At 56.6% G+C, this 25,088-nt stretch carries 22 protein-coding genes and 1 pseudogene; 14 read left to right on the top strand and 9 right to left on the bottom strand.

Going from position 1 to position 25,088, the window contains the following annotated elements:
• From V9K95_RS15230 to V9K95_RS15260, 7 genes are all read right to left on the bottom strand, one after another.
• On the bottom strand, positions 1-3,264 hold the full coding sequence (locus tag V9K95_RS15230) for a helicase (protein ID WP_336441149.1): 3,264 nt from the start codon (positions 3,262-3,264) through the stop codon (positions 1-3).
• Positions 3,204-5,378: a UvrD-helicase domain-containing protein gene (locus V9K95_RS15235; RefSeq protein WP_336441148.1), complete on the bottom strand. Its 2,175-nt coding sequence runs from the start codon at positions 5,376-5,378 to the stop codon at positions 3,204-3,206. The genes V9K95_RS15230 and V9K95_RS15235 overlap by 61 nt, the downstream gene beginning before the upstream one ends.
• A gap of 269 nt (positions 5,379-5,647) precedes the next feature.
• A complete protein-coding gene (locus V9K95_RS15240) occupies positions 5,648-6,100 on the bottom strand; it encodes a very short patch repair endonuclease (RefSeq protein WP_336441147.1) in 453 nt (150 codons plus the stop codon).
• Entirely contained in the window at positions 6,100-7,767 is a 1,668-nt protein-coding gene (locus V9K95_RS15245) for a DUF2357 domain-containing protein (RefSeq protein WP_336441146.1), read from the bottom strand. The genes V9K95_RS15240 and V9K95_RS15245 overlap by 1 nt, the downstream gene beginning before the upstream one ends.
• Positions 7,768-7,771: 4 nt before the next feature.
• A complete protein-coding gene (locus V9K95_RS15250; RefSeq protein WP_336441145.1) occupies positions 7,772-9,469 on the bottom strand; it encodes an McrB family protein in 1,698 nt (565 codons plus the stop codon).
• Positions 9,438-10,937, bottom strand: a complete 1,500-nt coding sequence (locus V9K95_RS15255) for a DNA cytosine methyltransferase (RefSeq protein ID WP_336441144.1) — start codon at positions 10,935-10,937, stop codon at positions 9,438-9,440. Before V9K95_RS15255 ends, V9K95_RS15250 begins: the two co-directional genes overlap by 32 nt.
• Positions 10,934-11,140: a CopG family transcriptional regulator gene (locus V9K95_RS15260; protein ID WP_337345109.1), complete on the bottom strand. Its 207-nt coding sequence runs from the start codon at positions 11,138-11,140 to the stop codon at positions 10,934-10,936. Before V9K95_RS15260 ends, V9K95_RS15255 begins: the two co-directional genes overlap by 4 nt.
• A 560-nt stretch (positions 11,141-11,700) precedes the next feature.
• Here V9K95_RS15260 and V9K95_RS15265 point away from each other — a divergent pair.
• The 6 genes from V9K95_RS15265 (at position 11,701) to V9K95_RS15290 (ending at position 15,821) form a co-directional block, all read left to right on the top strand.
• Positions 11,701-12,630 carry a hypothetical protein gene (locus V9K95_RS15265; protein ID WP_336441143.1) on the top strand — a complete coding sequence of 310 codons (930 nt, stop codon included), beginning with the start codon at positions 11,701-11,703 and terminating at the stop codon, positions 12,628-12,630.
• Positions 12,617-13,936 (top strand): hypothetical protein, encoded by a 1,320-nt coding sequence (locus V9K95_RS15270; protein ID WP_336441142.1) that lies wholly within the window; start codon positions 12,617-12,619, stop codon positions 13,934-13,936. The genes V9K95_RS15265 and V9K95_RS15270 overlap by 14 nt, the downstream gene beginning before the upstream one ends.
• A gap of 96 nt (positions 13,937-14,032) precedes the next feature.
• A complete protein-coding gene (locus tag V9K95_RS15275) occupies positions 14,033-14,347 on the top strand; it encodes a hypothetical protein (protein WP_336441141.1) in 315 nt (104 codons plus the stop codon).
• Positions 14,344-14,604: a hypothetical protein gene (locus tag V9K95_RS15280; protein ID WP_336441140.1), complete on the top strand. Its 261-nt coding sequence runs from the start codon at positions 14,344-14,346 to the stop codon at positions 14,602-14,604. The genes V9K95_RS15275 and V9K95_RS15280 overlap by 4 nt, the downstream gene beginning before the upstream one ends.
• A gap of 214 nt (positions 14,605-14,818) precedes the next feature.
• A complete protein-coding gene (locus tag V9K95_RS15285; protein WP_336441139.1) occupies positions 14,819-15,325 on the top strand; it encodes a hypothetical protein in 507 nt (168 codons plus the stop codon).
• Positions 15,303-15,821 carry a hypothetical protein gene (locus V9K95_RS15290; protein WP_336441138.1) on the top strand — a complete coding sequence of 173 codons (519 nt, stop codon included), beginning with the start codon at positions 15,303-15,305 and terminating at the stop codon, positions 15,819-15,821. Before V9K95_RS15285 ends, V9K95_RS15290 begins: the two co-directional genes overlap by 23 nt.
• A 682-nt stretch (positions 15,822-16,503) precedes the next feature.
• Here V9K95_RS15290 and V9K95_RS15295 read toward each other — a convergent pair.
• Positions 16,504-17,280, bottom strand: coding sequence for an alpha/beta fold hydrolase (locus V9K95_RS15295; RefSeq protein ID WP_267227780.1), 777 nt, complete (start codon positions 17,278-17,280; stop codon positions 16,504-16,506).
• A gap of 158 nt (positions 17,281-17,438) precedes the next feature.
• Here V9K95_RS15295 and V9K95_RS15300 point away from each other — a divergent pair, with 158 nt between their 5' ends.
• From V9K95_RS15300 to V9K95_RS15310, 3 genes and pseudogenes are all read left to right on the top strand, one after another.
• Positions 17,439-18,011 carry a sigma-70 family RNA polymerase sigma factor gene (locus tag V9K95_RS15300; RefSeq protein WP_267227779.1) on the top strand — a complete coding sequence of 191 codons (573 nt, stop codon included), beginning with the start codon at positions 17,439-17,441 and terminating at the stop codon, positions 18,009-18,011.
• A complete protein-coding gene (locus V9K95_RS15305; RefSeq protein WP_336441137.1) occupies positions 18,004-18,660 on the top strand; it encodes a DUF1109 domain-containing protein in 657 nt (218 codons plus the stop codon). The genes V9K95_RS15300 and V9K95_RS15305 overlap by 8 nt, the downstream gene beginning before the upstream one ends.
• 363 nt (positions 18,661-19,023) lie before the next feature.
• Positions 19,024-19,829 (top strand): annotated as a pseudogene (locus V9K95_RS15310) (alpha/beta hydrolase).
• A 44-nt stretch (positions 19,830-19,873) separates the two neighbouring features.
• Here the strand turns inward: V9K95_RS15310 and V9K95_RS15315 are convergent.
• Positions 19,874-20,683, bottom strand: coding sequence for an SDR family NAD(P)-dependent oxidoreductase (locus V9K95_RS15315; protein ID WP_267227776.1), 810 nt, complete (start codon positions 20,681-20,683; stop codon positions 19,874-19,876).
• A gap of 46 nt (positions 20,684-20,729) precedes the next feature.
• Between V9K95_RS15315 and V9K95_RS15320 the strand changes: the two genes are divergently transcribed.
• The 5 genes from V9K95_RS15320 (at position 20,730) to V9K95_RS15340 (ending at position 25,056) form a co-directional block, all read left to right on the top strand.
• Positions 20,730-21,110, top strand: a complete 381-nt coding sequence (locus V9K95_RS15320; protein ID WP_267227775.1) for a winged helix-turn-helix transcriptional regulator — start codon at positions 20,730-20,732, stop codon at positions 21,108-21,110.
• A gap of 158 nt (positions 21,111-21,268) precedes the next feature.
• Positions 21,269-21,802 (top strand): TetR/AcrR family transcriptional regulator, encoded by a 534-nt coding sequence (locus tag V9K95_RS15325; protein WP_323748361.1) that lies wholly within the window; start codon positions 21,269-21,271, stop codon positions 21,800-21,802.
• An 80-nt stretch (positions 21,803-21,882) separates the two neighbouring features.
• Complete coding sequence (locus V9K95_RS15330; protein ID WP_336441136.1) at positions 21,883-23,301, top strand: MFS transporter; 1,419 nt, start codon at positions 21,883-21,885, stop codon at positions 23,299-23,301.
• Positions 23,302-23,429: 128 nt separating this feature from the next.
• Positions 23,430-24,185, top strand: coding sequence for an SDR family oxidoreductase (locus V9K95_RS15335; protein ID WP_267227772.1), 756 nt, complete (start codon positions 23,430-23,432; stop codon positions 24,183-24,185).
• Between the two features lie 181 nt (positions 24,186-24,366).
• The gene (locus V9K95_RS15340) at positions 24,367-25,056 is read left to right on the top strand and encodes an aspartate/glutamate racemase family protein (protein WP_267227771.1); all 690 of its coding nucleotides are present in this window, start codon (positions 24,367-24,369) and stop codon (positions 25,054-25,056) included.
• Positions 25,057-25,088: the final 32 nt, after the last annotated feature.

The following is a 25,088-nucleotide window of genomic DNA, read 5'->3' on the forward strand; positions in this document are numbered from 1 at the left end:
TCAGTTCCTCTTGGTGATCGATTTTAAGGCAAAGGCTGTCGAGGGCTCAACCTCACGCATGGAATTCGGGGTTGCCCAGGCCAGGGAGCCCGGTTGTCCTCCCTCCTCAGCCGACAGCATCAGATGAGGCTTGGTCTTCCCGAATGGCGCGGACCGTTTCCAGTAGAGCAGGTCAGTTCCGGAAGCTCGAGCGCTTTGGCTTCTCGACGCCCACTCCTCGACAATAGCATCGATGTCCTCTGCGGCGTCTTCTCCCTCAATTCCGTCGGAAGCCGAAACCGCACGTTGGCGGATGGTGGCAATGAGCCGTCTCACTTCCTTGTCCTGGGGGTCGAATGCAACGGCGTCCTTGTCGTCCTCCATACCATCGGTGAGGTGCCGGACGGCGGCCGCGATTACAGCATGAAGTGCTTTGTCTCGCGCCCGGGGAGCCCAAGGAGTGACACTGGTTGCCTCGACGCTTCGGTATAATGCGCTGTGATAGGTGAGGAAGTGCTCGAAGTGAGAGACGTCCCGGGGACGCCCGAAATTATAGAGCGTCATCACAAGACCGTCGAGGCCCCGTCCCACTCGGCTGCTCGCCTGAATGTATTCTGCGGTCGACTTTGGCTGTCCGTTCACCAGCATCAGACCGAGCCGGGACACATCGACCCCTACGGAAATCATGTTTGACGCCAGGACCGTATCACGCGGCTGGGGTTCAAATGGATCGCTACCATCTGTAAGCGGATTTCCAAGTTGCGCGAGGAAATCGGGGAGGTCGCGGGATGATACCCGGCTGCTCAGCTCGATTGCATCTGTCTCCAGGACGCGCCTACGACCTCCGAGGCGGCTCGCGAGAAAAGAAATTTGGCGCGGAATGTCGTCCTGCAAAAGCACGTGTGCGCCTCCGAGTTCACGAAGGCTGTTGAAGTAAAGGACCGCTGTCCAGTAGGGATCAGCGAGCGTGGGATCAGTTCCAGTATTGACCAGATCACCGATGCCCTGAAGAAGCGCCGCGGCGGCTGCTTGAAGGGCAAACTTCGGGCTTCGGCCGGCAGAGCACAAGCCAACATATAGCCGGTCTGGTCCGTGGTCGTCCCGGACCGCGAAGAAAGAGTCCGATGCCTCGAAGCCGGAAGGTGGGAACTGCAGCACTTGACGATCGAATAATGCCCGGACCTGGCGTCCGGCCTGTCCGATCGTAGCCGTTGAACCGATCACCTTGGGACGGAAACCATCATAGGTGCAGAGCAGGTCCACGACAGTCTCATACAGACCAGCCATCGAGCCAAGCGGTCCGGAAATCAAATGCAATTCGTCCTGAATAATCAGTCCGGGTCGGAGCCCTCCATCAAGGCCAAAAAGTACCCGCAGGTCGCTTCGTCGGGGAAGCTGAGCAAACTTGTCGATTGTGCCTATCAGGAGGCTGGGCGGCGCGTCGTAGATGAAGTCGTCCACGGTTATCACTGGCAGTGGCGCGCCGTAGGTCACACAGTCTTCGTTGGAGCAGCGGATATCTATGCCAGCCTCGTCTGGAGCCCGTTGGTAACAATCGGCGCCAAGCCTGTTACCGCAGACCGGGCACTCTAGCAGTTGTCGGGGGGTAGACTTCGGCTTCTGACCGTCGTGTTCAAGATCGAGCGCTTCCATTGCTATGCTACCCCTGTTTGGAGTGGCATCCCCACCGACATAGAGACCGAGGGAGATCGGCGCTTCGCCGAGATCGTCTCGTTCAATCCGGATGGCTTCGCATGCGCAAATTAATGCCGCCGCGCGTTGGAACTGCTGCACGGTCAGGAGTCGGAGGGTATACCGCATAAGCACATCGACGCCGCCTTCGGAGCGTCGATCTGCGTCAGTGAGGCGGCGGTGAAGGATCTGGAAGGCCGTCAAGCCCAGATACGCTTCGGTTTTCCCGCCGCCGGTTGGAAACCAGAGCAGATCGACGTGATCGCGGTCCGGATCCCTCGGATCAACCAGACCCGGTAAGACCATAAGGATGTATGCGAGCTGGAAAGGCCTCCAGGTAAGCGGCCCTGCGCGTTCGCCCTTGGCCGGGAAACGAGACTGCCTGTCCATTGCCGCGTTAGCTAACGTGAAGGCGTTCCAAGCGTGGACGTCATGGGCCAGCATATGGACACCTGCTTCTATGCGCCTTAGTGCCGCTCTGCAGAGGTCCAAGTTCCGCTCAGCCGCGATCCGGAGGTCGCCAGAGAAGCTGTCGACTCGGGAAGCCAACTCCTCGCGGATCCATGCTTTGTATAGGCCCGCAAAACCGCTAAGAACGTCCAAGACCTCGTTGCGGTCCCCGCATTCAGCTAGCCACTGAGCAGATAGCGCCTGCGGGTTTCTGCTAAGAAATTCTATCAGCATTCCATGCCCAGATGCGTTCATTCCTTTCACGGTTGCGATTGGCATCCATGCCGTTTCCAGCCAGCTTGTCCGCTGATCGGAATTCGGCTCCCAGATCACCGCCACACCGTGTCCGACCGCGTATTCAAGCACATCGCGGTAGAGAAGCGCGGCGGAACGGGCGTCATCGTCTGCACCGGCGGGCAACGAAGTCGGTCGCGGACGGATTGCCCCTATACCATCGCGCGTAAACGATTGAATCTTTAGGCCAGTTTGGAGAAGGCAGAATTCGTCCCTCAGACGATCTTCTGTCGGCTGCGCTCTGTTGATCAGGGTGATGGTCAGGACCTGCCGGCCTCCAGAGAGGCGGCGGCGAATATGGAGGTTGACGGACGGGTCGCGAACAGGAGTGCCGTCCGGCCCGGTGAAGTCGTGAACGCGCCAGGTGCCGGCATCGCCGGGCTGAATCTCATAGAAATAATTAAGCTGCTGCCTTGACCACATCCGGCGACGTCTCTTGCCCCCTTCGGCAGGCTCACGGTAGATCGGCTTGTATCGCGCCGTCGACGCAGTCGACACGATTACAGTAGCGTTCTCGTCGGCGGCGAACGTGAGGCCGATCGAACAGGCGCGAACGGCTCGATAGCCCGGCACACCGCCATCGGTCTCACCGTCGATGTCGTTCGGCGCACCATCGTCCTGGTCGTCTTCGATCGCGTCGAGCGTTGCGCCTTCAGGCCACAGTATGCCGGTGAGGTAGGTGTCGACGGGTGCCGAAGCGATCTCTTCGTCTGATTGGAGAGGTCCGAGGAGCAGAGCTTCTGTAATGCCCAGCAGATCTCTGCGAACCGGGCGGTGATCGGAGCGGGTCACTTCTTCTCCTTCCATGTTTGGAAATCCCCGGTGCCGAACAGGCCCACGCCAAGCCACAGCCCACTGGTTTTCTCAGGCTCACTGAGTCTGACGGCGCCATCGGAGGTGACGGTTCCCACTGACGATATTCGGAGGTTCATAATGATCCGCGGCAGCTGAAAACCTCGCTTGTGCAGAACGCTCAGTAGATCGAGCGAAAGCTGATTAGCCGTTCGGCCGACTAACCGGCCAGGCTTCGTACCCTCCTGGATGCGGATGTGCCACACGGCTTTGCCATCCGCATGTTGCTTGCAAAGCATGACCTTCTGGCCCGCGAGCGCTCCGGCATTGGAGAGTAGAAACGCCTGTAGATCCTCGACGCCAGCTGGTCCACCCAAGAGAGCCGGGTCGGCGAAGCCAATGGGATCGACATCCCCGCGCAGCCCCATTTCCATGTTGATCCAGTTCCTCTGCCGTGAGCACAGGCGGCGGCGGCCGCCGGCGAAGTCCCAATGCACCGGTGCCTGGAGAATCTGGTCAGCGCTTGCGCGGTCGAGAGACTTGGCGGCCCGCGTCACGGCGACGTAGGCGATGCTGGCGCGCTCACCTTGCGTTTCGTCATTCGCGTTGTCGGCGTCTTCCTCGTCACCGGCACCCGAAGGTTCAAGAAGTGTGACGGCGTCGAACTCCATGCCCTTTGATTGATGGACGGTGGTGACAATCACACCATCCTCGGCGAGCGGCTGGTCATCCGGGAACGCATCCGGCCACGCCAAACGTTCGCGAAGCTGGCCCACGTCGATGGCGGTCGCATCTTTGGCCACTCCGCTTGCCTGTGCCAATCGACCCCAGGCGACCTCTTCATCCGGCATACCCAACCGGAGGCAAGCCTCTTCGCCCCACAGTTTCGTCAGGAGTGCATGAATCCTCGCAAACTGAGTGCGCGGCAGGGAAGTGCTACGCAGCTTCCTTAGCAAGCCGCCAATCCACGCCGGTGGCAACATTGTGTGGCTGCCGGCGTGCAACCTCAAGGGAATCGCGCTAGGCTCGGGGTCCTGGCCGTATAGGGCACGGAGCACCCTAAGCGCCTCTCCGTTGGTTTGGGTCAATATGGCCCGGCTACCACCGGTGGCCGCCTCGAGCAGGCCGCGTCCAAGGGGCTGCGAAGGTTCTGGCAGCGCAGCCACGGCCGCAAGCATGTGACGCAGCTTCTCCTTCTCCGACAAGCCACTTACGAGCACACTGCGCAGTTCGGCCGACATGTGCGCGAGGGGCGGATCGGCACGAAAGTTGCGCGCCAGCCTCTTTTCGACGAGTTGACCCCCGTAAGTCGCCGAAACCTGCTGCCAATATTCCTGAGGTGACGGAAATGGCGCTCCGTCCTCGCGAACCCCGCGCGCAAAACCAAAGATAGCCTGTGCTGGATCGCCCAGGATGGTGAACCCACATCCGGTATGGTCCCGTGGAGCCAGAAGCGACAGGAGAGTGAGGACGAGATCTCCACGGACCCCGGGAAGGTCCTGAAACTCGTCCACAATGAGGTGCCGTCGATCACCCATGAAGCGACGAATGTCGTCGCGCCGCGGGCCAGCAGCCAACTCAGTCAGCGCGGCGATGTTAGAATCGTGGTTTCGCGTCAGCAGGATGCGTGGTGCTTCTCCAAGCAGTCTCAGCATCCGAAAGGCCCATGAATCGAATGTGCGCACAGAAAGATGGCGCAATTCCTCCAAGACGCGCGGATCGGTCTCACCGATCCTGCCAAGGCGGCTGGTCAGGGTTCTGACCGCGCTTCGAGAGAAGCTGAGAACCAGGATCTGAGCGGGCGACAGTTCGTTGCGGATAAGGCTGGCGAGCCGACGTGCGGCAAGTTCAGTCTTGCCCATACCGGGTCCCGCTTCCACGATCATCCGGGCGGCCGCCGGCGCGTTGATGACTCCCTGACGCGTATCGGTATCATCCGGCTGCTCGATCAGCAGCGTTCGGCTCGCCGCTCCCGCCCCCGCCGTCGAAATAGGGGCTTCGGCTCGCGGTGTGTCGAGTGATGGCTGGTCGAGGTCGATATGCCCGTCGACGAGGCGCCAAATTTTGCGGCGGTAGACAACCGCCGGCACGCCGGCCGTCTCTCGCAACGGCCGGTCTATTGTATCAACAATCTGCCCTGCCTGACGAACGGCAACACGAACCGTACTCATCTGCCCCCCGTGTGCAAGCTACCCCATCAAACGTAGTTGAAACGGCCATAACCTGTGATTTGAAGTCACAGCCCCACACTTCCTAAAAAGTGCATCTCTCCCGTAGACATAAAGCAACCCAAGTTGAAAAACTGCAAGCTCCACACAACCTACTGAGATAGATTCTCGCAGAAAAGCTGTCCCGTCGGTATTCGCTAAGCGAGGTGAGGTAAATTATGGATACTTTACAGGCGATGGCGTTGTTTGTCTTAAGCCCCTAGCAGAAATGCTTATTTGGCCCCGATGCTAGAAAGCTGGCTTTTTGGTTCTCGCAAAAAAGTCTCGCAAAAAGTAATGACCTCGCTAAGCGGCCTCCGCTTCACTCCCTTCATGGAACACTCCCAAACCGTGAGGACACTCCACCCGGCGTCTGACAGAGCTCGGTTAGTCCGTCGGTCACGTTCACGATTTGCTGAAATTTTCTCCGCCCAGAATTCCTGACGCGAGGCGGGCATCTTGAACAGATGACAGTCGTGGCCGTGCCAGAAGCATCCGTTGACCTGAATGACGGCTCTGTATTTTGGGAAAACGATATCCGGGCGGCCGGGGAGACTAGTCACGTTCACTCTGAAGCGGTAACCTCTTGCGTGTAGCCCAGTGCGGATCAGCAATTCAGGTTTTGTGTCCCGCCCACGGATGCGGCTCATGTTCAGACGGCGTTGTTCCTTGGTCAGAACATCCATTATGCAGGTTCCTCTGAGGTGGCGTCGGCGATGATCAGTCGGAGGGCTGAGGCCAGATCTGACATAGCCATGCCTGGTTTCAGAGTCATTGCTCCGAAGCGGAAACCGGACCGGTACTGCGGATGAAACAACCTGCCAGGCATAGGGGTGGAGCGGTAAGTACTACCGACAACTGGCATTTCAGGCGTGAGTAGATAGGCAGCGCTGACAATTGCTTTGACATCTCCTGCTTCGGCCTCCTGCACCAGCGCGTCGCGATAGGTGTGGATTGAGGTCAAGGCATCGTTCAACCCGTCAGCGACCCTGTATTTAGCATCGAGAACGATCATCCTGCCCCGCTCGCCGCCAGCCGCCGCGGTTCGAGCAGCAACGATGTCTGGCGTCATGGTGCGGCTGTAAGATCCGCGCCGATCCGGCTCAAGCCAGAATTCGCGATACTGTTTCTGGAAACAGAGCTGCCAGCTGTCGCCAACGGAGACGGAAACAGCGCCGGCTGCAACCGTAAGGCCTCCTGACGCATCGCGGATGAAGAGATCCTGAACTGCGACGCTTTCGTCCCCGAATTCCAGCGTCGCGGCCCGCACGAGCCGCAGAAAACACCAGAGTTCGTAAAGCTCGAAGGTTCGCGCCAGCGGCAGGTTCAGGAAGTCACCGAAGATTGCGGCGATGCCGAGATTCATGTCCTGCCAGAGGCGATAAAAGCGGCGATAGGACGGGTCGTTACGAAAGAGAGCCGAAAGTGTCAGACGAGGAGGAGCGTCTTCAGCCTCAACGAACGGTGCAGACGTCCCGAGCTTGCTAAGCCGTCCCGCAAGGCGCCTGCAGCGCCTTGCCCAGGCGCTCGCTTCCCTGCCGACCTCGGTGTCGCGATCGCGGCTACCTTTGTGCAGTTGGTCGGCCGCTACTGTCAGCCATGCCGTCCAGGCGCGAAGACAGGCGGCCATCTGCCGATGTTCCGGAAGATCAAGAGAACTCTGGCGCTGGCGGATTCGGATCTGAGCTGGAAGAAAGCCTTTCAGCGCAGCGGGCAGGCGCGTCGTATCCGTCGTCTCTCTCAGAACCGGTCCGGATTGGAAGGAGCGCAGGATTTCGGGGCCGCTTGCCCGCGTGGCCTGATAGTGCGCGACATTCCTATCCCGCGCCTTTAGGATCCGCCTCGGACTGCGTGCTATCGCAGCGACGACTATCTCCAGTTCCTCGATGCGCGAGCGAAGGAATTCCAGCCTTGCTATTGCCGGTGGGCGGGCGCCGTTCCCCCTCGCGATACCCTTTCTGAAACTGCTCAGTGAAAAAAGGGCGAACGTATCGTCAAGGATTTCGCGAACCATCGCATCGAAATCGTCTCGCGTCAGCTTGCGCAGATCAGGATCGGTGGTGATTTCGAAGCGGCGAGGTGAGCGGCCTGAAAGACGAAGCTCAGCTTCCACCAACCCGGCCTGGAATCCCGGCGGCCATCGCCACCGCGCGGAACCGGGTGTCGGAGCACGCAAAGCCTCCAGCCTCACGTCGTCAATCAGGAGATCCGCTGTATCCGCGTGCTCAGCTCCGGTGAGTTCAAAGAGGTAGGAGCCGGTTTCGTGAATCGAACCCGCCGGTATGGCCTCGGGATCCGGCCAGACGCGCCATTCAGCGCCGGTTTTCTCGTCTCTTATGAGCAGGGCTTCCATCTGGCTACCTGTTCGCCTGGAAGGCCCCGTACTCGTCTAGATCTGAAAGAAGCTTCGTCAGGAAGTTCTGAGAGCGCGGAAGTCCTGCAAGAGCTTTTGTCAGTCCCGCCAGCATCGGGCGCTGACGCTCACCGCCACGCAGTTTGACCAGAATTTTCTGAACCATCAGATCGTCGATAACCGAGTTCGGAGCCGGGTTCAGGTGCTTTTCTGCGAAGGTATGGTAGCGCACGACTTCTTCAGCAACGCGATAGCCGAAGCCCAATCCGTGCGCGGCAAGGATTGTCCTCGCCTGACCAAGCACCTCCTCGCAGGCCGCTCGCGCGTCGGTCAGAGAGGGTTCGCGTTTCATAAGGGCGTCAAAAAAGCCCGGGAGATCAACGCTGGACATGTCGATCACGATTGCCCGGTCCAGTACTTTGTCGCTGACAGAATTGGTTGTTTCATCGACGTTGATCGTGCCGGCGATGTAGAGGTTCGACGGGAGCTCGAGCGCCGCAGGAACCGGCGTGCCATTTGAGCCTTCCAGCGGCACGCCGCTGGAATGAAGGCGTATTTTTTCGCCACTTTCCATCGCAGAGAGGACGTCAGAAAGATAGTATTCGACTCGGGCCAGATTCATTTCGTCAAGGACGACGAATACCGGTGAATCCCTATGCGCAGTCGCCAGCAGGACTGCCTCAAGGAACGGGGGGATTATGTATCGGTTCGATAGCACATCGTAATAGCCGGTCAGCCCCGTCGGATCCGTCCACTCCGGCCTGACCGGGCAAATGAACAGGAAGGGATCGCGGCTCTCCTTGCCGGATAGTCCGTGGACGGCATGGGCATATTGGATAGCCAGGCGGGTTTTCCCTGTGCCCGACAACCCGGACAGGATGACAAAATGCTTGGAGGAGAGGAAATTCATGGCGCCGTGGAAGCGCGAGATTTCTCCATCGGGATAGTGGCCACCCGCTGCGGCGATTGCGTCTTCGATCTCCTTGAGAGACAGACTTGCCGGCATGCGTTGCATGTCGGCGCTGACGGCGTCCATGTCAGCCCACACGCGTAACTCGTGGATTTTCTCGCGTCCGATCAGGTTGCCCAGATACCCGATCAGTTCGCGAGCCATCAGGCCCCTGCTGGCAGATGCTGCTGGCGGCCATATGGCAAAGACAATCCGATCAATTGCGACAGGCTTGCTGATCGTTGAGAGATCAGCGGGCATTGTATCCCAATAGCCTTTATTGCGAAGATAAAGACGCCCGTCGCTGGCAATGTAGCCTTTCACATTCTTGTTGTTGTCAGTGTAATCCAGAGTGTCTGGGGCGGTGGCAGCGACCGGCTCTTCGTTTGCGATGCTCTCCTCGACAGGCTCGTCCTCATCGGCAGCGCTTTTCTGCCCGGAGTTCCTCGGCTTCGAGCTGCCTGAGCCACGCATCTCTTCAAGCCGGGCTTCGAGGACTGGAAGATCGTTCTTCACGAAGATCGTGAAATAGATCTCGTCTTCCGGCGGGAAGCGCAGCAAACAATGGACCGCTATCTGGTCATATGCCGCGCTGTAGGATGCGAGATTGATGTTGAAGGCAAAGAGTGCCCCGCCGATAATTTTGGCGCTGTTCGAGACACCAAACGCGTCTGCTACGCGCGTCCATTTCGTCATGCCTGGAAAGGCCTGAACTGCGTCCTTATACTGCTGCTGCCGCTCTCGGATATCCATCAAGGCTCTCTTTCTGGCTCGGACACAACGTCTCCATGATCCGCGCAGCAAGTGCTCTTGCCATCAGGGGAGGTACGGCATTTCCAATCTGCTTGAAGCTCGGGTTCATAGTACCGCTGAAGACAAAGCCGTCCGGGAACGACTGCAATCTGGCGGCTTCACGCACCGAAATCGTACGTGCCTGTTCGCTGTCATAATGAATATGGCTGTAGCTGTCCTTGCCCAGATGAGCCATCAGGGTTCTGGCCGGCTGATCGCTCCACATCTTGCGCCACTTGTTCGGAAACTTCGACGCGTCATAGGGTGGAACGATCGCGTCCCTCAGGCTCTCATATTCGGGAGATCCCTCGGCGATTTGTTTCCCGGCCTTTTTGAGATCAGCCAGTTTTTCATTGAACATGTTCATCGCGTGCTGCCATGCCTGCGGATATTGATCGCCGGGGTTAAGACGAGCAAACAGAGGGTAGTCTCTGGGCAGATAACGGATGACGTGGTCGCGCAGCCCGTCTTGCGGCGCTTCAAAGCCCGGCCAGGACCTCATCAGCTTCGCGTATGCCGATATCTTCTGCCGCCGGTCGTACGGGATTGTCTCATCCATGCGGCGCGCGCCACGCCGCAGTTCTCCTGAGGCGAGTTTGCTGCGGGCATCGATGCGCGGAAGATCTCCGATCGCTTGTTCGACGGTGACTGCCGCGGGCAGAGATGGGACTGCAGAGGGGGGTTCGAGATAGTCATGGGCTGACGAAAGGTGGCCGTTGAGCACCTTGAGCGCAACTGCTCGAGATCCCTGATAACCCGGAGGAAGGACCAGCCAGTTTGTTGGTTCAGGAAAAGAAATCTTCTCGGAGACTTCGCGACGGTAGGCAATCAGGAACATACGTTCGCGCATCTGCGGTACGCCATAGAACGCCGCGTTCAGCAGGGTATAGCCGCAGACGTATCCTTTGTCCTCGAGGACCTCGCAGATCTCCTCGGCGATGTTCTGGCCCCCATGGTTCAGCACATCCGGAACGTTTTCCACCACGACGACCAACGGTTTAAACGCATCGACGTAACGCAGATATTCCTGATACAGACGCGCACGCGGGTCGTGACGAAAAGCCTGCGGGTGAGCATCAATCTCACGAAGTTTCGGGCGGCCGACACGTGCGAAGGCCTGACATGGCGGGCCGCCAACGAGAATGTCGAACGCATCCTGGACCGGTCCCAGACCGAGCTCTGCAACGAGATCGTCAGGGTGTGTATTGATGATGTCGCGCGCTTTGCTGTGACGCGCGTCACCCCCGTGGAAGTTCAGACCATGGGAACGCGCTGCGTCCGGATCGAACTCAATGGCAGCACGAACTGAAAAGCCGATCGAATGAAAGCCGAGTGAAAGGCCGCCGCATCCGGCAAAGAGGTCCAGAAGTCGCGGTTTGCCGCCAGCCTGTAGTCGGGCGATTTTCTGACGAATCGTTTCCGCGCTCATCTCATATCCTCTTTCGATCTCGGAAGGCGCAGCGGGAGGTTCGTCTCTTCACCGTGCTCCGCAAGAAACTGCATGACCGCCGCACGGATAACCCACGCGGCGGAAACATCACTGGCATCCGCGAGCAACTGGATGCGGTTATGGACCGCTTCCGGAAGCATTACGGACGTTCTGACGGTTTTCTTATGAGCTGGAGCTTGCATGAATCATACCGGGTGCAGAGTTCACCGAAGCTATGCCAAAGTGGTGCAAATTGCATCATCATGCCTCTTATTTCCTGTGGACTGAAACCAAACGGAACATATAGGGAACAATATCCGGCTTCGCAACAAAATATGGATTTCTAAGTAGTAGGTCGACAGATCAACCTCGACGTGCATTTAACTAATTGGTCAAACGTCTCATGATACTGGTCCTTCTGATGGGGTCAGGCCGAGTGATGAGCCTGTGAGGGGTCAAGAAACATATGAAGCTCAAGGTTTTGGACAGGTTCAATGAGGGAGATGCCACATGTTTGCTTTGCAAAGCATCACTCGCGGATTATGTGAATGGACTACCGGAAAATTTTCGCGAATTTTACATTCAACGCGGCATCGTTACGAACCGGTTCCTCGACAATCTTTGGGATACGCTATCGGCGCAGCGTCACATACCGCCGATTGTCCTGGTTGGAGGCGAGATTCCACCTGATCTATCCAGCAAGGAAGAATTCGATCTTCCTGCAAATTTCAAGGTCCTTGACGGACTGCAGCGCAGCCACCGTTTGAAGGAAATTTGGGACACTGTAGACTTCATTGAGAAAGAATTCGAAGATAACTCCTCGCTGAGCGTACCTCAATTGGCCCGTCAGCAAGCCAATAATCTTCGAAAGAAAGGCATCAATCCGCAAATCTTTCAGAAAGCGCTTGGAGCGCACCGCGGTGGCAATGGGCGGGAATTCCTTTTCGAACGTAATACCATCTGGTTGGAGGTATGGTTTGGGCTCTCAGATGCTGCCCAGATTCAGAAAATGCTCGTGCTCAATGCGGGCCACAAATCCGTCAACATAAAGCACCAGATCGAATTAATTTTTTGGAGCCGGTTCGAGAAGCTGCAAGCCGAGCTGGCGCCTGGTATGGTTTTCCGCGAAAAGGACAAATCTTCCATAAGCTACAGCAAGGGACGTCAGCCAGGTGAATATCACTTCGCACACCTGATCTCCGCATTCGTTTCGTTGCTCGATGGAGCTCTCGTCACAACTAACGCGGAATATTCTGCCGACCAAGCGTTTCCAGGGGAGAGAGAGTCGGATGAGACCCTGCTGGACGTAGATGACCAAGTTCTGCGAGCGTTTGCCCATACCATTGCCGCACTTGATCATAGTCTTCGAACGGACGTCGGCGTCCGCTGGCTAGGTAGAGAGGTCGTTCTTGTCGGCATATTCGGAGCCATCGGAGCGCTCGCTGAAGGAGGAGCCGGAGGCAAGGTCGAGGCGCTTCGAGATTTTGAGGGAAAAATACCCCAATTCATTGCAACCCTCAACCTCGAGGAGTTTGAGCGATGGCGCAATAATCTCGAGTTGTCGAAGGTCAACATCGGAAACGTAAATAAGCGCGAAGTGTTCAGCGCGACCCTGGAGTTTCTCAAGGGGAGGAATGACGGTCTCATCCAGTGGGGAAAAATCGGGGAGGGCGCCGCCAATGACGCTCCGTGAAAATATTATCGAAATAATCTCTGACGCCTTGACGGCAGACGAAACGATACTGCCGAACGATATTCTGGATGCCAACAACAACATCATCTTCGCCGCATCGGAACTCGCGTCCCGGGCCACCGATTTATTCCTGGAGGAAGACGATGACTACGCTGAACAGGTCAAGTCTTTCCTGGACGGCCTTCCCCCGCAGCTCCCCCTCGCGTCTATCTTTCCGAAGGCAGTGAACCTTCCAATTTTCCTGGACTTAGCCAACCTTATCGACTTGGATGCGTTAGACGACCCGGCGCCCGCCGAAATCAATCAACTCAATATCAGCGAAGTCACAGACTTGGAGGCCTTCGCACATGACGATCGGCGGATCCAGTTATACATCTATGAAAGACCTAATCATCTCACGGAATCCTTTGCATTTATCGACCTGACACAGAGCAGCCCGGTCACTGCCCATACCGTCCCGAGAGTGATGACGGCCTGCGCAACGCTCTTGGTCGGCCAACATGCCGGCGACATGAGTGGGAGGCGATGGATAATCTCCTCGATGAATGACGGAGCTCGACGGCAATCCTATGTGAAATATCACCTCCTCTTGAATGGATATCGCCTTACAAATGCGATCATCGCCCCCGACTCAACTGCGCTCGTAGGAATCTCAGAGACGTTGACGACCGTTAACGAATACAGTCAATTCTCAGAACCATTCGAGATCCTGGGTGAGATCAACGGCCGAACGACGGTGCTGGATACGATATTGAGCAGCTATCACGTCCTCGAAAATTATATGATACGAGCACAGATAGCCAAAGTCGCTAACGGCAACGTCGGTACATTTTTCGGCATACGCCACTTTAAGCAGATGGAGCTTGCGGTCGAGAAGAAGGAGCTGGATCACCTTACTCAACTGTTCAGGACTTCCTGGGACATCGTTATCGGCGGCCTGACACTCGCCGATTTCGTTGACACTAAGTTCACGGGCCTGTTTCAGCGTGTGGATTTCTTGGAGCAGCCGTTCCAGGAGTTCATGCGGCGTCTGACGGTTAAGAAGCGAAATGAGGTGTTGCACGTCAACAACGCGGGCGAGCTCCGGACGGCGCTCCCCAAAATCATCTACCAAGTCCGGTGCTCAATCGTGCACAACAAGGAGACTGAGTTCCATCTTTCGAATAGGGAGCTCCTCAACCCCGTCGTGCTGATGACACTCACCGATCTGTGCCTGCCCTGTATGCAAAGGCTCGCGTTCGGTCTACCTGCAGCTCAGGCACCGAATCCTTTGCGGTATGATCGACCTGCGCTGCAGCTCTACTGAAGGAAACAGGCGCTCCAACCAGGGTTATTGCGCCTGCTCTGGTTGTCGGGGCACAGGACTTTGCATGGTAAGCGGTTGGGTCTTAAGGAAAGTAATTTGTCAGATATCTTGAATTACAGAATTCCTGCGAGACTACGCGAGATGCAGGCGTTTATTGATCTTGGTCCAGCGCTGGAACATGTGGGGTCACTTAGAGTGGTGACGTCCAGCCTTGAAATCCGCATCTCTGACCAGCGCTTCTTGACGCATTCGCTGGCGGATGCTGCTGTTCTCGTGTCTCGCGGGTTACTTTTTTTCTCGGCATCACCGCATCGGGTGGAACCCTCCAGGCAGTCCAGCCAGCGCGATATCACGCTGACGACCTACAGATGGCGGATCTGGGGCTCTCGTCGCTTGCAGTATCGCAAGTGACGAAAATCTGGCCGGGGATCTCCCCAGTTCGCGCGGAGTCACTTCTTGCGCTCTGTATCGTGGCGGGCAACAAGGTTTCCGCCCATCTAACCAAAGAAACTGCAACCAGCTTGAATGCATCGTTTTCAGAGTTGGCCGAAGCGTTCAATCTTGTCATTAATATTGTCAATCGTGAAGTTTATGATGCCCTCGGCCTGCCGCGGATTGAGTTTGTCGCAGGTTCGATGCACGGTGCGAATAATCAAACGGTACTGTGAGTGCGGCTTTTTTCGCTGCGTATAGTCCAGCGGCTTGACGGCTCAAGCGCAGCTCATGTTAAAACAGCCCTGGGGTAGGTTCTGCAATGCCGAAAGATTTCCTCGCTAACCGCCAGAACGTTGTCGCGGTCGACCGCGACCAGTTGAATGCCAAGCTCCAGGCGATTGCTGATCAGTTCGACGAAGGCTGGCTGAACGCTGTGGGGGGCACCCCTTGCAAAAGTTGTGGCGCCGGCAGGATGCGCTATCCACCAATGAGCTTTTGAATTTTGGGGACGCGGTCGAGCGTTTTCGGCGCGACTCTCCAGCTTGGCTTCGGGGTCAGGTGCGCAACATCAAAATTGGTGATGAAGGCCAATCCGCAGGAGCTCTCTTCGAGATTGTCGCGCTCAACCTGTTTCGACAGGATTCCTGCCGGGTCGAGCCGGCGCGGGGTGCCATGCCAGGCTTTGACGGAACACTCATCCTGTCAGACGGAACCCGAATATTTGTTTCCATAAAAAACCACGGGATGTCCACGCCCGAGCGAGAGTTTCACTTACAGGCAAAAGCGTTGGATGACGACTTTCAGTCTCAGCTTCGAGAGACAAACTTTAATGACCTGGAAGTCACCGTGCTGGCGGCTACCCCAATGAGCACTCGCCTGTTTTCCGATTTGAATTCTGACATCGCAAACTGCCTGTCGAAGCTCTCGTCGAATGAAACACCCGCCAGATGTTAAAAGGCACATATCGGGCGACGGTGATCTAACACAACTGACTGATGATCGTATTAAGTCAAACAGAATTTTCAAGCGACTATACCCGCTGCTGAAAGACGGAGTCCTCGAATTACTCAGTGCAAAATTGCGCTGGTCAAACGAACCAGTCGAGATCGTCCCCCAAAGCGTGCACGGTAATTTGCGAATTGAGGACCTAGGTGGCACAATTCGTATAAGGGATGCACTCCACACACGTGTTAGGGAAGAATATACCCGCGTCGTGTACCCCTATTCCAGCGAAGAGCCGGCGCTCTCCGAAGAGGGCGGAAGGTTGGGTTTATGGGTGATGCAGCAAGCCCTGACAGAATTTGATCCAAGTGATATGCGTATTATCGACGCTCTTCGTCGGACATTTTTCTCTCCGCAAACGACTCCACTGCTAGGAAACGAAGAGGCGGTTTTCCGTGAAAACTACAGGTTGCTGATCCGCGACTGGGAGCGTCTAAAGCATGAATGAGAGGTCGCGGACTTCCATCGACAGAAGGAACCGCAGGATCCGCACATTAGCTGATCGCCGAACGGTGTTCTCAGTGATCCCAGTCTACCTTTCTATAGCTGCGGTGAATCTTGATAAGAAGCAAAGCAGTCGATTTGCCACCAAGTCACGTTTCACCGGTAAAGGCAGCGACAGCTCCTCGATTTGTCGACTAGACGATGAAACGGCCGAAATTAGGAGCACGAAGCAGTAGTGTTCGTTAGCCGCTTTCATTCCTGTTCTTGCGAAATCATATAGCTGTACATGCCAAAACAGGGCTTTTAATCGGGATTGTAGACATTCGGGCTACAATTAAAAATGCCCGAAAATCGCCTATTATCGGCATTTTCAAAGGAAGGGTTGCTGATCACTTTCCTGTTTGTACGCAGCAGTAATCTATAGGTCAGCGGTTCAGTTCCATTCAAGAGCTAGATTTCTTGAGAGATGAATCTGAACAACCTGGCAAACATATATTCACTGGCTAACAACTCGTAGAAAGAACGACACCCCCAGTCTTGGCTGTCGTCCTCTCTCGATTGCCCTGCTCGCCTAGTTGCCTGGAAACCGTCCGCTTTGCAAAAAGGTCACTTGACGATTAGCGCAGGCTTAGGGGAGGTCACGCAGCGATGTCTGACTGTCTCGCTCGCGGATCGGGCTAGGCTTTCTAGCCTGCAGCTTCCAGGATAAGCTCCGCGACCTCGTCCGGGTGCGAGATCAGCGAGAGATGGCTGGCTTTTAATTCGATTGCCTTTGCGTCCATGCGTTTGGCGAGAAAGCGCTGCAGGTCCGGGTTGATCGTGCGGTCTTCGCTCGACACCGCATAATAGCTAGGCTTGTGGCGCCAAGCGGCTTCGGTAACTTTGCCTGAGAGTAGCGCCTTCCGGAACGGATACTGTGTTGCGTAAAGCACTTCCGCACGAGCCCTTGGGATATCGCCGGCGAAGTCCTCAAGGAACGCCCTCTTGGTTAGCCTGCCTTCCTCGCCGTCGAAAACAATACCAGCAGATGCGGGAGGTGTAGGATAAGTCTTAGCCAATGCGGCGAAGTCCTCATTCGCATCTGGGGCACGGGCTGCGATATATACGACAGCGGACACATTTGGATGCATACCTGCCTGCGTTACGACCATTCCGCCGAACGAGTGCCCGACAAGGACGGTTGGGCCGTCCTGCCGCGCCAGCACGCGCTCGGCAGCCGCAATCGACTCGGGTAGGGTGGTCAGAGGGTTCTGGACCGACGTGATGTTCAGACCTTTGGGCTGTAGCCTGGATATAACCTCGCTCCAGCAGGAGCCATCGGCGAAAAGCCCATGGACGAAGACGATGTTGCGGGCATTTGGTGGGCGGGCAATCGCTGGTGCGGCCATGCCGTTGGTTGAAACCAGCTTTGCCGCCGCACCAACAAGCAATGCAGTTGAAAATCTGCGTCTATTCATGATCATCTTGGACTCCTTTCGTGATAAAGCACATGCTTCGATGGAGTCTTTCGATGCCGAGTCCTCGATCTTACATCGTCACGGTTATGTGATCATTGGGCAAAATCGGAAGATTTTCGAAATGCCACGTAATAACAGGTCTCGTCCAACGAAGTTACAAATGCATGGATACACGGGAAGACAGATGGGCGAAAGCGATGCGGGCCGAACGTATTGGAGATAGTGCTGCCTATGAAGCCTTTCTTCGGGACTTCGCCTCTTCGGTGCGCAGGATCGTCGAAGCGCATCTGCGGCGCATGCGCTTCAGTCTCGCAGAGGTAGAGGATGTCGTCCAGGAGGTGTTGATCGCCGTTCACTCCCGTCGCCATCAATGGGATACGCAGAGGGCTCTGCTTCCCTGGCTGAATGCAATTGCGCGCTACAAGATCATTGATGCAAGCCGGCGCCTAGGACGGGATGCACGCGTGCGCATTGATCTGACCGAGGAGGAATGGGCTGGCATCTTTTCTTCGGAGGCGTTCGATCCGGAGCGCAATCCGGCAGATGTAGAGAAACTCATTTCTGCCTTGCCTCGTGGCGAACAGGCTGCTGTCCGCGCCATCGGTCTTCAGGGCGCATCGACCAAAGAGGCGGCAGAACGGCTCGGATCAAGTGAAGGGGCGGTGCGGGTCGCGTTCCATCGCTCCTTAAAGAAACTGATGGTTGCCGCGCGGAGAAAAGGCTTCGACCATGAATGACACCCAACGGCTGACGGGGCGGACCGACGATCTGATCAAGGGATTGGCAACGCAGGCAGGAAAACGATCGTCGGCAACACCCAGTCTCTCCATTGTCCTTGCCGCTGCCATGGTCTTTTCGATCCTGGCGGCAACTGGCGTGGTTCTGCTGATTGCCGGGGCGCGTTCAGATCTCGCGCGGATCTTGCCGACCTGGACGTTCCAGTTCAAAGTCATCGGCATGGCCTTTATCGCAGCTGGCGCGTTTCAGCTCGCTAGGACCGTGGTACGACCGGGCCGGGCGCTTCGTGCGTTGCTGTGTCTTGCTCCAGGCGTGGCGTTCCTGCTTGCCGGAGCATTGCTCGACCGGAGCGGCTTTCCATTGCTTGGGGTTCACACTTATTCGGTGTCAAGTTGTGCAGGCATCATCATTATGGCTTCCATTCCTGCGTTGGCTGCTTTTCTTGCTGCCATGCGGGCAGGAACGCCTACGCGGCTTGGCCGAGCAGGCGCTGTCGCGGGTTTGCTCGCAGGTTCCGTCGGTGCCCTTGCCTATACGATCGCTTGTCTCAACGATGGCGCTGCCTTCGTCGCAATATGGTATTCGGTTGCTATCGCGTTCGTGACTGCGTTGGGAGCGGCTACTGGCCCAAGATTGTTGAGGTGGTAGCTGGCTGAGGTCGGCAATGGATGCAACGTCCCCCACACATTTCTGGGATGCGGCAAAGAAGGAGCCGCGGACACCGGCATCAATTCCATGCGATGTCGTCGCGTGCAGATCATCGTAATTTGATAAGCCAGACCGATATTCCGAGGTAGGGATAAAGATGTCGATTTTCGACCAATGACAGAGCAAGAAAAAATGAGCAATTTCACACGCAGCGTAACCATACCTGCACGAACAATTTATCCCCCACAATCCATTAGCGTAGAAGCCCAGGCGTCGCTGTCACGCCTGGTAGACGAGGACGGCAGCCCGATCAACGCGCGGTATGAAATGCCGTCCCCAGAGGATTTTTCAGGCTGGATGATGATGAAAGCCGCAGTAGATGCACACTACGCCGCCGCGGCTAAAGATCTTGCCGGGAGTTTGAAGTCCACAGTCGAGACAATTGTAGTCGAACAAGCAACGATCCATGTCGCGAGGCCGCACGGATCATTTCATGAGCGTAGCGCACTCATCGACCTGCATGGCGGCGCAGGAGGCGGTGAGGCCTGTCGCGTCAGTGCGCGACACCAAGCTCACCAGCATGCCGTTCGATGCTACGGTGTCGATTACCGGATGCCGCCTGAGCATCCCTATCCGGCCGCTCTTGATGACTGCTTGGCCACGTACCGTCATGTATTGAACGGTCATCCCCCGACAAGGTGGTCATCATGGGGAGATCGGCAGGCGGCAATCTCGCGACTGCTATGCTGCTGCGAGCGAGAGATGAAGGCATGCCAATGCCCGGCAGACTAGTCCTGCTCTCTCCACAGTTTGACCTCACCGAATCGGGCGACAGTTTCCAAACCAACCAGATGCTTGATCTGGTTCTGCCTCGCCCGCTTAGATCAAGCAACCTGCTCTACGCTGGTGGTGCAGATCTTTCCAATCCCTATCTATCGCCACTCTTTGGCGATCTGCGGGGCTTCCCGCCGACATTTCTGCAGACCGGCACGCGTGACCTGTTCCTATCGAACACGGTGAGGATGCATCGAGCCTTGCGAAAAGCTGGCGTGGAAACCGAATTGCACGTCTTCGAAGCTATGCCCCATGGTGGCTTCATGGGTGGGACGCCGGATGACCAGGAACTCGAAGCGGAGATCGACCGGTTCGTCATGACAAGCTGGAAATGATGCGAGCACCCAGACAGGTTTGGCGCAGCTCCTCTGTTGCCCAGCTACGTCCCTGGCCACATTCCTCCGTCAAGTCGAATGTTCGCCCCTGTGATATAGCCGGCACGAGGGCTTGAGAGAAAAGCAATCGCATCAGCAATCTCCTCGAGGGTTCCGACCCTTCCAACGGGCACCTGAGCAAACAACGGCAGGATTTCTCTCTCAATGTCATTCCAGGGGGCGTCAATGGCCATACCCATCGCAATTGCTTTCTTACGGAATGCGGTATCCAAACTGATGCTATGCACCGTTCCAGGCGAAACGGTGTTTGCGGTGATGCCGTGTGCAGCAACGTCTTTTGCGAGCGACGCCGTCATCGCGATCATGGCTGCTTTGGCGGCAGAGTAGTCCGGTCGACTTGCAGGCGGCATCAGGGCCGCCAGGCTTGAGATGTTTATGATCCGACCCCACCGCGACGCTTTCATTGCGGGCAGAGCGAGCGAGACGATCCTCACAGATGCGAGCACGTTCCTGTCATAGACAGCGGCCCACGTTTCAGAGTTTGTCGAGGTCCAATCCTCCGCCGGGGCAGATCCGCCGGCATTGTTGACCAGGATGTCGATTGAGCCTGCTGCAGCCTTTGAATCACGAACCAGACGATCGACCTGATCCGGCACAGTTAGATCGCCGAATACCGCGAACGCTTGCCCTCCAGAGGATATGATGTCATGCGCGACTTCCTCTGTTTTCATTCTGTCGCGACCATGGACAAGAACGGTTGCCCCTTCCTTTGCGAGGCCTCTGGCCACGCCCTCGCCAATCCCCTTACTGCTTCCCGTGACCAGCGCAACCTTGTTTTGGAGTTGTAAGTCCACGATATCTCATCCGTGTTGTCGTCTCCTGCAGATATGAGGTTCGTTGATGAAACAGGCAATTACGCACTTTAAAGTGCCTGTCGAGGACAGGGCGACATGCCTCGGAGCCGACGGATCTGTCTCTCATGTCAGCAGGGTGCTTCGGATGATTACAGGACGTTGGAAACTGCCGATCCTTTTCCGATTGTTTGCCGAACCATCATTGCGAGCATCGCAGTTCATGAGAGACATACCTGGGATATCCCAGAAGATGCTAACGCAACATCTCAGGGAACTGGAAAATGACGGCCTCATAATCCGACACGACTTTCAAGAGCAGCCTCCTCGAGTCGAATACTCGCTGAGTTCAGCAGGCCGCGGGCTTATGCCGATTTTGATGGCGGTCAGGGAATTCTCTCGGGCCTATCCTGTCGATCGGCGTCGCTAACTAAGTTGGGTGCCGACGCTTGGCGCGTCATCCCGAAAATATCGCTTGCATTATAGACCGAATGGTTCCATATAGCGTTCATGGTCAAGCGTACTCAAATATCCGCGTCCGTTGGTCGCCCTAGAGAATTTGAACTCGATGAAGCAGTTCGAAAAGCAATGCACGTATTTTGGGATCGTGGATATCACGATGCATCCCTTCCCGACTTGCTTGAGGGTATGAAACTTTCCAGAGGCAGCTTTTATAAGGCTTTCGTCGACAAGAGAGGCGTCTATCTGCGCGCCCTCGACGCTTACATTGAGGACGCTGTTCGCTCGGTCGGTGAAACGCTGCATTCCAATCCGTCGCCCAAAGCCGCGATTTTAGAAGCTTTTTCTCAACAAGTGGATCAAGCATCGGGAAAGGAAGGTTTGCGTGGATGCTTTGTCGTCTTTGCAGCCGTCGAGATGCTTCCAGAGGATGAAGAGGTCGCTCCACGTATTTCCCGGCTGTTCAGGCGGCTGCAAGATCTTTATGCGGCGGCGATAATAAGAGCGCAGGCCTTGGGCGAAATCGATCCCGAGCTTGATGAACGAACGCTTGCCAGGTTCCTCGTGTGTCAGATTCAGGGCATGCGGGTTCTTGCCAAAGCAGGAGCGGATCGCGCTGAGACGAGGGCCATGGTCAAACTGGCGCTAAAGGCGCTTGGCTGACTTCTATTTGGAACCAATAGGTTCCAAATTTTTAACATTGCAAACCTTCGATCGATTTTTTGGTCGATGTGGAGACACTTATGAGAGACACAAGCAATCCCGATGACAAACTCGATCCACGTCGATGGATTGCACTGGTCATCCTTTTGACCGGCGCATTTTTGCCACCGCTTGACTTCTTCATCGTCAATGTGGCGCTGCCCTCGATCCGGGTGGATTTCAGGGCCTCTGCGTCAACGATGCAGCTGATTATCTCTGGTTACGCCACCACCTATGCTGTGATGCTGATCACTGGGGGCAGGCTTGGAGATCTCTATGGTCGACGAAATGTCTTTCTGGCTGGAATGGTCGGGTTTGCAGTCGCATCTGCTTTGTGCGGGTTTTCCTGGTCTCCAGCCGCGTTGATCGCCGGCCGTGTCCTTCAGGGGCTTGCCGCGGCCATCATGGCACCGCAGGCGCTGGCGTCGATCAATGCAATTTTTCCAGACCACGAGAAATCAAAGGCACTCAGCTTTTACGCCCTGACATTTGGTGTTGCATCGATGGCTGGCCTGTTTCTCGGTGGAGCGCTAATCGCACTGAATATCTTCGGTCTCGGATGGAGGGCCATTTTCCTGATCAACCTCCCGGTGATTGCGATCGCTGCGCCGCTGGCCTCCTTCATGTTGCGCGAAACCCGCTCGGAACACCCAACCAATCTGGATTTGGGCGGAGCCTTGCTGATAGCGCTTGCACTTTTTGCCCTGATCGCGCCGCTTATCGAGGGCCGGGAGCGGGGGTGGCCAATCTGGTTGCTTCTGATGCTCTGTGCTTCACCACTGCTTTTCGTCTTGTTCTGGCGGCATGAGCGAAACGTCGAGACAGCGGGCGGAAATCCTATCCTTGAACCAAGCCTGCTGAACGTCTCGGGGTTGAAGCGCGGGTTGACAGCTGCCTTCTTCTTCTACTCTCTGGCGGCATTCTGGCTCGTATTCTCGGTTTATCAACAGAGCGGCCTTGGCCGCACGCCCTTTGAAGCCGGGCTCGCCATCCTGCCTGCCGCAGCCGGTTTTGTCCTTGGCCCCTTTGCAAGCGAGCGCGTCCTCCGCTTCTTTGGAAGATACTCCGTTGCCATTGGCATGGGGCTGCAAGCAGGCGGCCTGTTTGCAACGGCCGCCCTTATCTCAAGTGATCATGCCCAGTTCCTCTCTCTAGCGCTCTTTCTCATTGGAGCGGGGCAGGGGATCGCGCTTCCAAACCTTTTGAAAAGCGTCGTGCAGCGCGTCGCCAGACCGCAATCGGGACTGGCCTCCGGTCTCGTCAACTCCACATTTCAGATTGGCGGCGCATTCGCGGTTGCACTCATTGGCGGGTTGTTCTTCTTGAATTTGGGGTCTGCAACCGATGCCAGATCCATCGGCCGGGCATATAGCCTGGCAGCAATCGCAATCGCACTCTGTCTTCTCGTCGCAGGATGGCTTTCCGCTGGCCTTCCGTCGAACAAGGCGGTGCGCCGATGAGCACGCGCATTGACGAGCTCAATGACTAACGCTGCATTGACGGCTTGATCATTCCCGCCTCCACGTCGGTCCCCACCAGAGGACCATTCCTCACAGCTTGAAACAGAACTATTTCGGAGTAAACCGCCATGAACAACATCCATGATCTTCCTCTTTCGGGTAAGAGCGCGCTTGTTACCGGTGCAGCACGCGGGATCGGCGCGGCCATCGCGCTGAAGCTGGCTAAAGATGGTGCCGACGTTGCGATCACCTATGAGAAGTCGGCCGAAAAAGCCGAAGCTCTCGCCGCCGAGATCAGAACTATGGGCCGCAAAGCTGTGGCCATTCAGGCCGATGCAGCAAGCACAGCCGCCGCTACGGCTACCGTCGAGCGGACCGTCGCTGAACTTGGCGGCCTCGACATTCTGGTTAACAATGCCGGCGTCCTCTTCGCAGGAGATTTCGCGGTACAGCCACTGGAGGAAATAGATCTGCAACTGAGCGTCAATGTTCGTGGCGTGTTTCTGATCACCCAGGCAGCGCTGAAACACATCCCGAATGGCGGCCGTATCATCAGCACCGGAAGCAATGCAGGCCTGGCGGTGCCATTTGCAGGAATCGCGGTTTATGCGGCGACCAAATCAGCGCTGGAAAGCTTCACGCGCGGCCTGGCGCGTGAACTGGGTCCGAGGGAGATTACCGTCAATCTGGTCCGACCGGGGCCAATCGACACTGAGATGAACCCTGCCGACGGTGATCTCGCGCCTGCCATCCTGCCAAAACTGTCGATCGCCCGGTACGGCAGAACCAGAGAAGTGGCAGAGGCCGTTGCGTTCCTCGCTGGTCCAGGTGCTGCCTATATCACCGGCTCGGGTATTCTTGTCGATGGCGGCATAAGCGCCTGAGCATTGGCGCGAGGGGGCGGACCGTACGCCTCGAGCACCGCGTTCTATTCAACGGCACCGAAAAAAGGTGCAGAAACATGGAGTATAAACGCCTTAGAACCGCCAGCCTTCGGATTTGGCGCCTCTGCGCTGGATGCATACTTTTGGGCGAACCTGGAACAGATGGAACCGGAGAAAGCATTTGAAGACCATCGGCATACTTGGCGGAATGTCCGCCGCCTCGACGCAGATTTATTACCGTGAACTCTGCCGGCTCACCCGCGAGACCCTGGGAGGACTTCATTCTCCTGAGCTTCTCATACGATCCGTCGACTTTGATGAAATCGAAACGTTGCAGGTGTCTTCCAATTGGGACGCGGCGGCAGATATCCTGAATGAGAAAGCCATTGCTTTGGAGCGTGGAGGCGCCGAGCTCCTCATCCTGGCGACGAACACCATGCACAAGGTGGCGGGCAGGATTCTGGCCGGGGTGTCGATCCCGTTCGTACACATCGCAGACGCCACGGCGACGGCGATCCTCGACGGCGGCTTTCGCAAGCCGGGCCTGATGGCGACCGCCTTCACGATGGAGCAGAACTTCTATACCGACCGTCTGACTGCTAGGGGACTGTTGCCGATAATTCCTGAAGCGGGAGATCGAGCGGAGACCCACCGCATCATCTACGACGAGCTGTGTCGCGATGTCGTAACCAAGGAAAGCCGTTTGAGGTACGAATTGATTGCGCAGCGACTGATCGATCGAGGCTGCGACTGTCTTATCCTTGGTTGCACGGAGGTGGGCATGCTGTTGAACCAGGATAATGTCGCCGTCCCTGTCTTCGATACGACCCTCATTCACTGTGAAGCGGCTCTTAGGGCGGCGCTGGATTGATGTGCTGCCGGTTGCGGCTCGGCGGTTATCTC

This window comes from Phyllobacterium sp. CCNWLW183 (genome assembly GCF_037203775.1).
Lineage (GTDB): Bacteria > Pseudomonadota > Alphaproteobacteria > Rhizobiales > Rhizobiaceae > Phyllobacterium > Phyllobacterium ifriqiyense.

Excerpts from the sequence above, each read along its gene's own strand:
- V9K95_RS15235 (WP_336441148.1), bottom strand. The coding sequence starts at position 5,378 with ATGAGTACGGTTCGTGTTGCCGTTCGTCAGGCAGGGCAGATTGTTGAT.
- V9K95_RS15240 (WP_336441147.1), bottom strand. The coding sequence starts at position 6,100 with ATGGATGTTCTGACCAAGGAACAACGCCGTCTGAACATGAGCCGCATC.
- V9K95_RS15245 (WP_336441146.1), bottom strand. The coding sequence starts at position 7,767 with ATGGAAGCCCTGCTCATAAGAGACGAGAAAACCGGCGCTGAATGGCGC.
- V9K95_RS15250 (WP_336441145.1), bottom strand. The coding sequence starts at position 9,469 with ATGGATATCCGAGAGCGGCAGCAGCAGTATAAGGACGCAGTTCAGGCC.
- V9K95_RS15255 (WP_336441144.1), bottom strand. The coding sequence starts at position 10,937 with ATGAGCGCGGAAACGATTCGTCAGAAAATCGCCCGACTACAGGCTGGC.
- V9K95_RS15260 (WP_337345109.1), bottom strand. The coding sequence starts at position 11,140 with ATGCAAGCTCCAGCTCATAAGAAAACCGTCAGAACGTCCGTAATGCTT.
- V9K95_RS15270 (WP_336441142.1), top strand. The coding sequence starts at position 12,617 with ATGACGCTCCGTGAAAATATTATCGAAATAATCTCTGACGCCTTGACG.
- V9K95_RS15290 (WP_336441138.1), top strand. The coding sequence starts at position 15,303 with ATGAAACACCCGCCAGATGTTAAAAGGCACATATCGGGCGACGGTGAT.
- V9K95_RS15295 (WP_267227780.1), bottom strand. The coding sequence starts at position 17,280 with ATGATCATGAATAGACGCAGATTTTCAACTGCATTGCTTGTTGGTGCG.
- V9K95_RS15300 (WP_267227779.1), top strand. The coding sequence starts at position 17,439 with ATGGATACACGGGAAGACAGATGGGCGAAAGCGATGCGGGCCGAACGT.
- V9K95_RS15305 (WP_336441137.1), top strand. The coding sequence starts at position 18,004 with ATGAATGACACCCAACGGCTGACGGGGCGGACCGACGATCTGATCAAG.
- V9K95_RS15320 (WP_267227775.1), top strand. The coding sequence starts at position 20,730 with ATGAAACAGGCAATTACGCACTTTAAAGTGCCTGTCGAGGACAGGGCG.
- V9K95_RS15325 (WP_323748361.1), top strand. The coding sequence starts at position 21,269 with ATGCACGTATTTTGGGATCGTGGATATCACGATGCATCCCTTCCCGAC.
- V9K95_RS15330 (WP_336441136.1), top strand. The coding sequence starts at position 21,883 with ATGAGAGACACAAGCAATCCCGATGACAAACTCGATCCACGTCGATGG.
- V9K95_RS15335 (WP_267227772.1), top strand. The coding sequence starts at position 23,430 with ATGAACAACATCCATGATCTTCCTCTTTCGGGTAAGAGCGCGCTTGTT.